Source organism: Chryseobacterium piscicola, from assembly GCF_900156685.1.
Classification (GTDB): Bacteria; Bacteroidota; Bacteroidia; order Flavobacteriales; family Weeksellaceae; genus Chryseobacterium; species Chryseobacterium piscicola.
This window is the reverse complement of the sequence record NZ_FTOJ01000002.1, coordinates 372,715-384,815: the sequence shown is the minus strand read 5'-3', so window position 1 is coordinate 384,815 and position 12,101 is coordinate 372,715. Positions and strand designations below refer to the sequence as shown.

At 33.7% G+C, this 12,101-nt stretch carries 11 protein-coding genes; 5 read left to right on the top strand and 6 right to left on the bottom strand.

All coding sequences use genetic code 11. The features are described from left to right. The first annotated feature begins 43 nt into the window (after positions 1-43). On the top strand, positions 44-1,222 hold the full coding sequence (locus tag BW939_RS05765) for an acyl-CoA dehydrogenase family protein (protein ID WP_076450717.1): 1,179 nt from the start codon (positions 44-46) through the stop codon (positions 1,220-1,222). 78 nt (positions 1,223-1,300) lie between these two features. Here the strand turns inward: BW939_RS05765 and BW939_RS05760 are convergent, their stop codons facing one another. The 5 genes from BW939_RS05760 to BW939_RS05740 all read right to left on the bottom strand — a co-directional run bounded on the left by BW939_RS05760 (position 1,301) and on the right by BW939_RS05740 (position 6,534). After that, positions 1,301-4,003 (bottom strand): PD-(D/E)XK nuclease family protein, encoded by a 2,703-nt coding sequence (locus BW939_RS05760; protein ID WP_076450715.1) that lies wholly within the window; start codon positions 4,001-4,003, stop codon positions 1,301-1,303. After that, a complete protein-coding gene (locus BW939_RS05755; protein ID WP_076450714.1) occupies positions 4,000-4,542 on the bottom strand; it encodes a hypothetical protein in 543 nt (180 codons plus the stop codon). Before BW939_RS05755 ends, BW939_RS05760 begins: the two co-directional genes overlap by 4 nt. Continuing rightward, on the bottom strand, positions 4,542-4,949 hold the full coding sequence (locus BW939_RS05750; RefSeq protein WP_076450712.1) for a hypothetical protein: 408 nt from the start codon (positions 4,947-4,949) through the stop codon (positions 4,542-4,544). The genes BW939_RS05755 and BW939_RS05750 overlap by 1 nt, the downstream gene beginning before the upstream one ends. 65 nt (positions 4,950-5,014) lie before the next feature. Next, entirely contained in the window at positions 5,015-5,650 is a 636-nt protein-coding gene (gene rsmG / locus BW939_RS05745) for a 16S rRNA (guanine(527)-N(7))-methyltransferase RsmG (RefSeq protein ID WP_076450710.1), read from the bottom strand. Between the two features lie 62 nt (positions 5,651-5,712). After that, entirely contained in the window at positions 5,713-6,534 is an 822-nt protein-coding gene (locus BW939_RS05740; RefSeq protein WP_076450709.1) for a GLPGLI family protein, read from the bottom strand. Between the two features lie 157 nt (positions 6,535-6,691). On the opposite strand from BW939_RS05740, the gene BW939_RS05735 reads away from it, so the two are divergent. The 4 genes from BW939_RS05735 to BW939_RS05720 all read left to right on the top strand — a co-directional run bounded on the left by BW939_RS05735 (position 6,692) and on the right by BW939_RS05720 (position 9,445). Further along, on the top strand, positions 6,692-7,885 hold the full coding sequence (locus BW939_RS05735) for a pyridoxal phosphate-dependent aminotransferase (RefSeq protein WP_076450707.1): 1,194 nt from the start codon (positions 6,692-6,694) through the stop codon (positions 7,883-7,885). A gap of 249 nt (positions 7,886-8,134) precedes the next feature. Then, on the top strand, positions 8,135-8,767 hold the full coding sequence (locus BW939_RS05730; protein WP_076450705.1) for a peroxiredoxin: 633 nt from the start codon (positions 8,135-8,137) through the stop codon (positions 8,765-8,767). A gap of 124 nt (positions 8,768-8,891) precedes the next feature. Then, positions 8,892-9,197, top strand: a complete 306-nt coding sequence (locus BW939_RS05725; protein WP_076450703.1) for a thioredoxin family protein — start codon at positions 8,892-8,894, stop codon at positions 9,195-9,197. After that, positions 9,197-9,445, top strand: coding sequence for a DUF6952 family protein (locus BW939_RS05720; protein ID WP_076450701.1), 249 nt, complete (start codon positions 9,197-9,199; stop codon positions 9,443-9,445). Before BW939_RS05725 ends, BW939_RS05720 begins: the two co-directional genes overlap by 1 nt. A gap of 77 nt (positions 9,446-9,522) precedes the next feature. Here BW939_RS05720 and BW939_RS05715 read toward each other — a convergent pair whose 3' ends face one another. Then, positions 9,523-11,925, bottom strand: a complete 2,403-nt coding sequence (locus BW939_RS05715; protein ID WP_076450699.1) for a S9 family peptidase — start codon at positions 11,923-11,925, stop codon at positions 9,523-9,525. Between the last annotated feature and the right edge of the window lie 176 nt (positions 11,926-12,101).

Here is a 12,101-nt window from a genome sequence, read left to right as displayed (position 1 = left end):
TGTTAATGTCTAAAAAACCTTATTTTTAAAAAAACAAAAATTTATGTCATATTATCCGCTTACCAGCATACCAGATTATTTTGGAATTGATGCTTTTTTAACTGATGAACATAAGCTCATCAGACAATCTGTAAGAGATTGGGTAGAAAGTTTTGTAATGCCAAATATCGACCAAGCTGCACAAAACCATACCGACCTGCCCAATTTAATGAAAGAATTGGGGAAAATAGGAGCTTTAGGACCTTATATTCCTGAAGAATACGGAGGTTCTGGTCTTGACCAAATTTCCTATGGCTTAATCATGCAGGAATTGGAAAGAGGAGATTCTGCGGTACGCTCGGCAGCTTCAGTTCAGAGTTCTTTGGTAATGTTTCCCATTAACGAATTTGGTTCTGAAGAGCAGAAGAAAAAATATTTACCAAAACTAGCGTCAGGAGAAATGATTGGATCTTTTGGTTTAACAGAGCCAAATCATGGCTCAGATCCAAGTTCAATGGAAACCTATTTCAAAGACATGGGCGATCATTATCTTTTGAACGGAGCAAAAATGTGGATTACAAACTCGCCACTTTGTGATATTGCCGTGATTTGGGCAAAAAACGAAGAAGGAAAAATACAAGGATTAATTGTAGAAAGAGGAATGGAAGGCTTTACCACTCCCGAAACGCACAACAAATGGAGTTTGAGGGCTTCAAAAACCGGTGAATTGGTCTTCAATGATGTGAAAGTTCCAAAGGAAAATCTACTCCCTAATATTACAGGACTGAAAGGACCTTTATCTTGTTTAAATTCTGCTAGATACGGAATTTCTTGGGGCGTAATTGGCGCAGCAATTGATTGCTACTGCACTGCAGTTCAATATTCTAAAGAAAGAAAACAATTTGGAAAACCTATTGGCTCGTTTCAATTGCAACAGAAAAAATTGGCGGAATTTTTAACTGAAATTACCAAGGCACAATTACTTTGCCTCCAATTAGGAAATCTTAAAAATGACCACAAAGCGAGTCCGGCTCAAATTTCTATGGCAAAAAGAAACAACGTGAAAATGGCGATTGATATTGCAAGAGAATCAAGACAAATACTTGGTGGAATGGGAATTATGGGAGAATTCCCGATGATGCGTCATGCTGCAAATTTAGAATCCGTAATCACTTATGAAGGAACGCACGATGTTCATTTACTGATTACAGGACTTGATATTACAGGCTTTAATGCTTTTTAAATTTTTATAATACACTTTTTAATTACCATATTAAATCCTCAAGGTTTTTGAAACACTGAGGATTTATTTTTTTATTAATTAATTTCCTGCAAATGTCTTCACATTCTCCACAAAACTCATTTCGGGATTTAAAATTTCAAGAATTAAGTTTTGTATAGAAACCATTGCATTTTGCAATTCTCCCTGCGCAAATTCTAAAGAAACCACGCCTTTTTGGGCATCTGCAAAACTCCAAATTCCTGTTTGTACAGAAAGCCCCCAAAATTCTGGTAAACTTTGAACTACATACTGATAAAGACAGAGCTGCATTGCTTGTTTTCTATCGCTGTTTTGAAAGTAGTTATCCTGATTTAATTCATCAATCTTTATCGTAAGATTTTTTGTTTTTGCCGTTTTGTAATCGATGATTCTAATGGTGCCGTTTAGCTGATCTATGCGGTCTATATATCCATAAAATGAAATTTTATCTTTAGAATTTTCGTCTATATAGAAATCTACTTTTTCAAATTTTCTTTCAATGTCTATAATTTTCAGCTCGTTTCCAGATTTTATTAAATTAAGATCAAAATTCAGGATAGCTTCAATTACTTTTTTGGCAATGGCTTTATGAATAAAATTCATGCCTTTTTCGTAAAATTCTGGTTGATGTTTTAGTTTTTCTATTGCTCCGTCTATATATGTATCTATATTTTTAATAGAATTCTTTAAATCTTTTTCATTCAATATTTTACCTTTTAATTCTTCATAAATATCTTGAAGAGAGTAATGAACTAGATTTCCGTAATTTCTTACAGATAGTTCTTCTTCAATTTCGTCTGATTCTGAAGTGTTTAAAATTTTAGAAAGATAAAAATCCACAGGATTGTAAAGATAGCTCGTTAAATGGGAAGCCGAAACCCTGTCTTTCCACTGCTGAAGCTTTTGCATAACAGCTTCTGTTTTTTGGATTTCAATTGGTTCGGTTTTTATTGGCTCGCTGGTATTTTCTATAATTAAATGCTCGATTTCGTGGTTACTTTCCATTTCAATTTGAGTAATGAAACGGCTTTTTTCCCCCGTATTAATACCAGAGCTTAATGCATTATAAAGCAAGTGAACATTCTCTGCATCTTGTATCAAACGATAAAAATGATAAGCATAAATACTGTCATTTTCAAGATAAGTGTGGAGCTCAAAATGTCTTCGGATATCAAATGGAATATACGTATTCTGGGAATTACCCAGCGGAAGTTTACCTTCGTTTACAGAAAGAAGAATAACGTTTTTAAAGTTGAGCAAACGTGTTTCAAGTAGACCCATTACCTGCAAGCCTCTCAAAGGTTCACCTTCAAAATCAATACTTTCTGTATTAATATATTGATTGATTAAAACCTCTAACGTTTCCATCTTGATATCAAAATCATAAGGTAAAATCTGGTTTTTCAGAAGTCTGAAAGCTTTTTCGAAATGAGAAATATTTTCGTATTGAATATCATCAATCTCCAACCATTTCAGATCAATACAAAATTCAGTTAATAAATCTAGATAAGCTTGTGCTGATTCTGCTTTCATCAAAAGTTTAAAATAAGAAAGCTCGGAAAGCAGTTCCGAAAACAAATTTTTTGAGATATAAACAATATTCCTCTCCTCTATTTTTGATTTGAAATTTGAAATAATTTTCTCATCAGAATACGACGCAGGAAGTTCTTCCAGAATTGGGTAAATATCTCTGTAATAATAAGTTGTTTTGTTTTTCTCTAATTGTTTTTGAAGATAAAAAAGTTGCTTTACGGCATTAGAAAAAGACAGATTCTTTAATGGAAACCCCATCGTTATATTGAGATACTCTACAGAATGCATTACATCTAAACTTGCTGGTAAAAGATTTTCATCTAAGAGTACAATTGCCGTATCAGAATAGGTTTTATCTGCTATTTCACCAAATATTTCGGGTAAAATTTTAGTTTGGGTAATATTCCCTGAAACTTCGTAAACCTTTATATTTTTTGGCTGATTAAAATCATCTTCAATCCATGTAAATTCTCTGCTGTCATTGAATTCTTTCCATTTTTTATGATCTCTGAGGAATTTTCCTGCTTCTTGTCTTTCATCATCAAAATAATATCTATCTCCTTGAAAATAACACTGAGCTTTATCCCATTGCAAAAGATTTCGAATCAATTTTTCTTCCACAGGCGTAAAAGCATTAAATCCGCAGAAAACAAATCTTTTATCTGTTTCAGTGGCGTATTTATGAATTTTCGAAGTAGCATTTTCATGAATCATACCTGGTGTTGCCCAATTTTTCTCAAGCAAAGCCGATTTCAAAATCGGTAGGTAAACATTCATGTTTCGCCAAAAATTAAGAAACTTTTTACGCGGAACTTCATCCTGATCGCCCAAATCCTGAGCCCATTCTTTAATGCGCTCTTCATCAAACATATATTGTAGCACAGCAGTATCGCTTTCAGAAAATTTCAAAATATCATCCCAATCTTTCTGCAACGTAGGAAACCATTTCAAAAAATCTGAAAAACTGTCTTGCGGAATAAGATTGAGTTTTCTGTATACATCATAAGAAAATAGCCATAAAGAAATTCCCTGCATCGGCTGTTGATCTACGATGTCAGTAATGAGATCTTCTATTGTAAAAAAATCCGGCAAAAAACCGGAATATTTCTTTTTTTCGAGAATTTGACGGATAAAAACAATGGGTCTTTTCCCCGGCAATACAATGCTGAATTTTGAAAGATCATCTTCCTGAGCCAGCAATTCGTTGATTATTTTATTTAAAAATTTCAATTTTCTCGGTATTTATTTAGTTTTCTCAGTTCTTCTGCAATCACAAGATTATATTCAAGTTGTTTTTCTTCATTTAATCCGTGATTGGTTTCTGTGTCGTATTTTTTTTGAAAACTTTTGTATTCAGCTAAGTTATCTTTATAAATAGGAATAAATTTTTTCTGATAATCTAGTGAGTTTTTTATGTTTTCGATAATTAATTTTCTGAGTTTACGGCCAAAAATTTCAGCAACATCAAAATGTTTTTGTTCATGCACAAGCACACGATCTCCTTTTATATAATCTACTTTCCAAGATTTTTCGGGATCAAAAAACACCGAGACTTTTATGCTTACCGGAGCTTTTGGGTTTGTTGTAGTTTCTGCAGAGTATCCCATGCCTACATTGGCAAATGCTACTACACCAATGTCTTTTCCGAGGTTATCCTTAGCTTTAAAGTCACTCCATATTAATTTTCTATTTTCACTCCACCCAATTTTCTGAGCTGAAATAAGAATAAAAACAAAAAAAATAAAACCAACTGAGATTCTATACTTCATTATTGCACAACGATTGTTTTGGTAATAAATGTATTGTCACCAGTCCAGAATTTAAATTGGTAAGTCCCAACTACTTTTGGTGCGAAATTGATTTGATTAACTCCTGTAAAATTTCCCGTACCACAATTGGCATTGGTTTTAAATTTGTAAGCAGTGATGTTTCTGCCGAAATCTGAGGTATGAGCATAGTCATAACCATAAAAACCTTCACATTGATTATTAAATTTCTGGTAGGTTCTTATGCTTTGTATAGCGAAAACATCCATAGTGTCATTTACAATTGAAACACTGTCTATTTTTACTTTTTCTACAGACTGTATAGTTTCGTAATCATCATCTTCATTACAAGATGTAAAACCCAATGTTGTGAAAGCAGCAACAAAAAACACAGAAACTAATTTTTTCATAGCATTAAATTTTATTTTTTATTATTTTAAATTTTCGAAAAAAAAGATTAAAAAAATTTACTTATTTATGAATTAAAATTACCTTTTGATAAATATACCACTTTTTTAGTGTCATAAAATTCTTCTTCAAAATAATTTTTAAGGCTAAAAATTTCGCATTTCAAACCTGCAAGTTCTTCAGCTAGTTCACCACCTTTTAGATAGAGAACACCATTGTGTTTTGTGTTAAATTGTTCTTTTTCAAATTTTCCTTTCAGCCAACGAAGAAATTCTGGCATTTGTGTTACCGCTCTACTGACTACAAAATGAAATTTTTCTTTTAATTTCTCAGCTCTTCCGTGAATTGCCTTTACGTTCGTTAATCCCACTCCTTCTGCTACAGCCTCCACCACAGTAATCTTTTTCCCGATAGAATCTATTAGCGTAAACTGAGTTTCGGGAAACAAAATTGCTAAAGGAATCCCCGGGAATCCACCACCAGTGCCGATATCCAACACTTTTGTTCCAGGAGAAAAACTCATCACTTTTGCAATTCCTAAAGAATGTAGAATATGCTTTTCGTATAGAGATTCCATATCTTTACGGGAAATCACATTGATTTTTTCATTCCATTCTGTATAAAGTTCTTCAAGTTTTGAAAACTGTTCTTTCTGAACATCAGTAAGATTGGGGAAATATTTTAATAATAAAGCTGTAGACATCTTAAATAGTATATTTGAGCAAAAATAAAGTTTTTAGTATCGTGAATCAAGTTTATGCAAAATTAATCTCTCTCAATTCTATTTTTAGATTTCGAAAGCAGTGCAGAAAGTGCAGCATCCATATCTTTATTTTTTTTGAGTTTTTCAAGACTTATTTTGCTTGTATACCCATCTTTTAGGTGTAAAGTAATATTCCCTTCTTTAGAATTCATATTCATACTATCTATTTCATCAGAAGTGAAACGGTAATCTGCCCAAAGTTTTCTGTACTCTTTTTCGTTAATTTCCTTATTAGATTTAGGTAAAAAATCGTAATTCGTTTTTATTTTTTTTATTTGAATTAAATTAAATTCGTGATCTTTTTCAGTATCGTTAATCTGAACCACAAGCCCCGGCAATCCTGAAAATTTGTAAGGTCCATCACTAATAGCATAATCTTTACTGAACCACACCTCCCAGATTCGTCCTCTATATTCTGCAACAGCTCTTTGGCAATTGATTTCTCCAATTTTTTTGAAATCGTTTTTAATTTTCCATTCCGGAAATTGATTTTCTTTGATAACCAAATTGGCTGTCTGAAATTTATCGTAAAATTTCACACTCTTAGGTGAATAGATTTTATGAATAGTGTATGTAAGATTTCTATCATAATTTTTGAATTCTGAAAGCACTTTAGAATCTTTTGTACTAGCATAAGCCGAATCTTTTTCAAATTTCGCAGCGTTGTAGAAATAAGACTCTTTACCATCTGTATCAAGATTCATGTAGTCTGTCACCAACGAGTCTTTTATCACAATATCTGGTCTGAATTTGTATTCATAAACAAAACGATAATTTTGTCCGAATAAAGACGTTGCTAACAGTAAGAAAAGAAGTCTCAGCATAGTATAAATTTTCTCAAAAATAAACAAAAAATTTCTAGAGAAAGTGATTTTTGTTTATCAATGTGGTATTACTTGAAGCAAAATCTAAATATTTGTGGTATTATAGTTTTTTAGTCATAGTCTTTATTTCTATATTTGTTTAAAAGACAAAAAATTCATGAATAAACTTTCAGACAGAGTAAATAGATTAGGTTACTCTCAAACTTTCGTAATGTCTAATAAGGCCAGAGAAATGAAGGCTAGCGGAATAGATGTCATTTCTTTAACTCTTGGCGAACCAGATTTTGATGTTCCAGACAATATAAAGCAAGCTGCATTTGATGCCATCAATGAAAACTACAGTCATTATTCTCCTGTTCCTGGTTTTTTAGAATTACGTCAGGCGATTTCAGATAAATTAAAGAGAGACAATAATTTAGATTACAAACCTTCACAAATTTGTGTTTCCAACGGTGCTAAGCAAGCAATAATAAATGTTTTGGCAGCAATTGTAAATGATGGAGACGAAGTTATTCTTCCTACACCATATTGGGTAAGCTATGACGAGATGGTGAAAATGATGGGTGGAAATTCTGTAATGCTTCCTACATCCTATGTCACAGATTTTAAAATCACTGCAGAACAGCTTGAGGAAGCTATAAATGATAAAACTAAAGCGATACTTTTCAGCTCACCATGTAATCCTTCAGGTGGTTATTATACTTATGATGAATTGAAATCTCTGGCTAAAGTTATTGCAAAATATCCTCATGTAACAGTGATTTCAGATGAAATTTACGAATACATTAACTACGAAACCAAAACTACTTCTATTGCTCAGTTCCCAGAAGTATATGAGCAAACTGCTGTAATCAATGGGATGTCTAAAGCTTTTGCAATGACCGGTTGGAGAATAGGGTATTCTGCATGCCCAGAATGGCTCGCAAAAGCTTGTGAAAAAGTACAAGGGCAAATGACCAGCGGAGCAAATACCGTTGCTCAAAGAGCTTCTATCGTTGCCCTTCAAACTGATTCTTCGGAGTACAAATATATGATTAACGCTTTCGAAAAAAGAAGAAATCTGATGTTTGAATTGATGAAAGAGATTACAGGATTTAAAGTATTATTGCCAAAAGCAGCTTTCTATTTCTTCCCAGATATTTCTTATTATATAGGGAAAACTTTAGATGGAACAGAAATAAAAGATGCGGATGATTTTGCGATGTTTCTTTTAGAAAAAGCTCATGTAGGCTGCGTTGGAGGTGTTTCCTTCGGCAGTCCAGAATGCATACGATTTTCTTATGCTGCTTCCGAAGAAGATTTGAAAGAAGCAATGAGAAGAATAAAAGAAGTTTTGGAAAAAACTATTTAAAACCTAATTATTTCAAATTATATTTCAGATTTAGGTGCAAACTTAAATCTGATTTTATTTTAATAGACAAAACCTTTATTTAATTTCAAAAATATTAGTTTAATATCTTGATATTTATTAAATTATCTTTTTAGAAGCATTTTTAAACCAAAAACAATTATAGATTTTATTTATCAAAACAAATAAAATCAATAGACAGAAAGCAATATATTTGCACCATTAAAATATTTAATTAAAAACTAGAAAATTATGTCTTTAGTAGGAAAAAAATTCCCGAACGTAGCAATCGATGCAATGTCTTATATGGGAGATGATTTAAGAATCAATCTATTTCAGGAAGCAACAGAAAATCAACAAAAAGTATTATTGTTTTGGTACCCAAAAGATTTCACTTTCGTTTGCCCAACTGAACTTCACGCTTTCCAAGAAGCTTTAGGTGAATTCGAAAAAAGAAACACCAAAGTAATAGGTGCTTCTTGCGATACCAATGAAGTACACTTCGCATGGTTAAATGTTTCTAAAGAAAATGGAGGTATAGAAGGGGTAACTTATCCACTTTTAGCTGATACTCACAGACAATTGGCTAATTTATTAGATATCGTAGATCAAGATATAGATTTTGACGAAGAAGGTAATGAGTACTTTACCGGTTCAAACGTAACTTACAGAGCAACTTATTTAATTGATGAGACTGGTAAAGTATTCCACGAAGCAATAAATGATATGCCTTTAGGAAGAAACGTAAAAGAATTTTTAAGAATGATTGATGCGTATACTCACGTACAGAAGCACGGTGAAGTTTGCCCTGCCAATTGGGAAGAAGGAAAAGACGCAATGAAAGCAGACAGAACTTCTACTGCAGAATATTTAGCAAAAAACTAAGATAAAGTGTTAATTTGAAAATGAGATAATTTGAAAATTAATCTTTGGTTAGTTTAAAATTATCTCATTTTCTATTTAATGACATTTTCAAATAAATAAATTACCAAATTTTCAAATTGAAATTATGTATACAGAATTAGCAGAAGACACATTGCAAAAAATTGTAAGTGATAACGAAAAAGTTGTAGTGCAATATGGTGCAACATGGTGCGGAAACTGCAGAATAATGAAGCCGAAATTCAAAAAATTAGCTTCAGAAAACGATGCAATACCATTTTTATATGTTGATGCAGAGAAACTTCCCGAAAGCAGAAAACTTGCTAAGGTTGATAACCTTCCTACATTTGCCATATTCAAAAACGGAGAATTAGTGAATCAGGTGCAATCTAATCAGGCAGAAAGTTTAATTAATTTATTCAACGAATTATAATGAAGTTGCCTATTATCAGACAGTTTTACCAGAATCAAACGCCTGAAAACTTAGAAAAAACTTTAGAAGTTTTGGAAAGTTTCAGCGAATTCAGAGGAACGAGTGAAGAAGACCTGAATGTTGCCGGAGAATTGATTACCAATATCTGCGGAGCTTTGGAAGTTCACACCAACGTAAAAAACGGAATGAGCGAAAAAGATGCCCTAAACTCTTTTGCACAAAAGGTTTTGGGATCTATCGATAAATAAATTTTAGTTTTAAAACTAAAAAAATAACCCCTGAAAATTTAACTTTCAGGGGTTATTTTATAATAAATAATCTTGTCTTACTTTTTCAAACACTTCTCCAGAAACTGATCTTGTTCCCAAAGCAGATGCAGAATATTTTCTTTCGCAACATATCCGTGCGCTTCTTTCGGCAAGAGTACCATTTTCACTGGAGCTCCCAAATTTTTCAAAGCCTGAAAATATCTTTCAGTCTGTAATGTAAATGTTCCGGGATTATTATCAGCATCACCATGAATCAGCAGCAATGGCGTCTTCATTTTGTCGGCATTCATGAATGGTGACATTCCGTTGTAGATTTCCGGTACGTCCCAGTAATTCCTCTGCTCACTCTGAAAACCGAATGGCGTCAATGTCCTGTTATAAGCACCGCTACGAGCAATTCCACAAGCGTAATCTTTAGAATGCGTTAGAAGATTAGCTGTCATAAAAGCTCCATAAGAATGTCCGCCAACGGCTACTTTTTTTCTATCGATGTAACCTAACTGATCTATTGCATCTATCGCCGCTTTTCCGTTGGCAACCAATTGCGTGATAAAAGTATCATTAGGCTCTGTTTTTCCTTCACCAATGATTGGGAAAGCTGCATCATCTAGTACTGCATAGCCTTTTGCCGTCCAGTAAACAAATGATCCGTAGTATGGGAAAGTGAAATCATTCGGGTTTTGCGTGTTCTGCCCTGCCGTATTTTTATCTTTATATTCCGTGGGATACGCCCAAATCAATAAAGGTAGTTTCTCTTTCTTTGCTTTTCTATCGTAATTAGCAGGTAGATAAAGAGTTCCAGTTAAAGTAACTCCATCATTTCGTTTATAAGTAATCACTTCTTTGTAAACATCTTTTATGCTTTCAAAAGGATTGGCAAACTGCGTTACCGGCTCAGATGTATTAGACTTTATATTCTTCTTAAAATAATTCGGATATGAACTTGCAGACTGCTGTATCGTTAAAACGTCTCCTTTTTTAGGATCAATAATATCGATGATTTCTTCCTTCGCATTTTTCAGGTTAGACGTGTAGAGTCTTTTCTTTTTCAGAGATTTCATATCCATTTCATCTATAAATGGATGCTGACCTTCTTTTGTAAACCCTGCCCCGATGAGGTAAGCCTTCTCTCCTTTCATATCAACAACGTATCTTCCGAAATCATTTTTAGTCGTGTTAAAATTCCCTGGATCGCTGTACACATCCTGATAATTTCGGTCATCAATCACCTGAGATTTCCCGTTGTTAAGGTCAATTAAATAAGATTTTGTATTTCTGGTATCATACCAGCCTTCAGAAACAATAGCGTAATGATTATTGGTCCAACTGGTGCCTTCATACCTCTGTTTTGTTTTAAAAAAAGACCTCGGACTCCCGTTAAAAGGCGCATCCAAAGTAAAAACTTCATCTCTGAATTCCGCTGATTTAGATTGGTCACCACCATCCAAAGCTTCAGCATAAACCAAAGTTGCAGGCATATCGCTTCTCCAGCTCATGTCCCTTTTTCCGGCTCTTACGGAGGAGAAACCTTTAGGCATAATTTCGTTCAGCGGAATCTCATTTACCACTTTTACTACATTTCCACTCGCATCATAAACAGTTGAAGTCATCGGAAATCTGTTCAAGGGAACGATGTAAGAATAAGGTCTTTTAATCGTGGTTGCCATCAAATATTTTCCGTCAGGAGAATAAGACAGACCGGCATACAGATCTTTTTCTTTAAATTTTTTCTGATTTCCATTGAAGTCAGTATGATACAGCTCAGAGCTCATCAGATTATCAAAATTCTTTTCATCCTGAGGATTTTTCAGCAAATCCTGATAGGTTCTGTTCTGAGAAACTTTTCCATCTGCAGTGGAAACAATCGGGCCTGTAGGTAAATCTTTAGAAGAATCAAGCAATTTCGAACGGTTGGCCGGAAGCACTTTAATTAAAAAATTCTCAGAATCTTTCATCCAGATATAGGGCGAACCATAATTGGCATTCAGATTATCCTGAGAAACCTTTTTTGCTGTCGCAGTCTGAAGATCAACAATCCAAAGTTCCACTCCTTTATCAGTAGTGTTGGTAAACGCCATTTTCTTTTCGTCTGGCGAAAAGCTCGTGTTGGTAATTTTCGGATTTTGAGGAAGACCTTTCACCTGAGTTTCGGTCTTATCATTCATTTTTCGCACTTTCAGATTATTGGCATACGTTACCGAGCTCGAAATATTAGTCACGGGGTTAATTCTCAGTCCTCCCAATTTCATTTCTTGCTGATTAAGGTCATCAAGGGTTTTATAGGTTGGTCTGTACACAAAAACTACCCAGTCTTTCTTTGCATTGGTGAGCACACTTGGCGGTCTGTCGTAATCTGCAAGCTGTAAAATTTCAGCAGATGGTTTTTGAAAACCGATATTTTCCTGCGCTTCATAAAAATTCAGAAAAGCCAGTAAACAGATGGTTAATTTAATCTTCATAATCTTTTTGATTTTTGACGAAATTAATGAAAAATAGTTTTTGTTGGAGGAATAATTTTGAGATGAATAAGACTTTCTGAAAAGGATATTTCTTCGGCTTTTGTTTGGGGTTTGTTCGAGAGTTGTTCGGGAAAAGTATGTGTTTTCCGAAGGAAACCCGAAGAGTTCCCGAAGGA

Bases quoted from the DNA above. Each gene is read 5' to 3' on its own strand.
- BW939_RS05765 (WP_076450717.1), top strand. From the start codon at position 44: ATGTCATATTATCCGCTTACCAGCATACCAGATTATTTTGGAATTGAT.
- BW939_RS05755 (WP_076450714.1), bottom strand. From the start codon at position 4,542: ATGAAGTATAGAATCTCAGTTGGTTTTATTTTTTTTGTTTTTATTCTT.
- BW939_RS05750 (WP_076450712.1), bottom strand. From the start codon at position 4,949: ATGAAAAAATTAGTTTCTGTGTTTTTTGTTGCTGCTTTCACAACATTG.
- rsmG (WP_076450710.1), bottom strand. From the start codon at position 5,650: ATGTCTACAGCTTTATTATTAAAATATTTCCCCAATCTTACTGATGTT.
- BW939_RS05740 (WP_076450709.1), bottom strand. From the start codon at position 6,534: ATGCTGAGACTTCTTTTCTTACTGTTAGCAACGTCTTTATTCGGACAA.
- BW939_RS05735 (WP_076450707.1), top strand. From the start codon at position 6,692: ATGAATAAACTTTCAGACAGAGTAAATAGATTAGGTTACTCTCAAACT.
- BW939_RS05730 (WP_076450705.1), top strand. From the start codon at position 8,135: ATGTCTTTAGTAGGAAAAAAATTCCCGAACGTAGCAATCGATGCAATG.
- BW939_RS05725 (WP_076450703.1), top strand. From the start codon at position 8,892: ATGTATACAGAATTAGCAGAAGACACATTGCAAAAAATTGTAAGTGAT.
- BW939_RS05720 (WP_076450701.1), top strand. From the start codon at position 9,197: ATGAAGTTGCCTATTATCAGACAGTTTTACCAGAATCAAACGCCTGAA.
- BW939_RS05715 (WP_076450699.1), bottom strand. From the start codon at position 11,925: ATGAAGATTAAATTAACCATCTGTTTACTGGCTTTTCTGAATTTTTAT.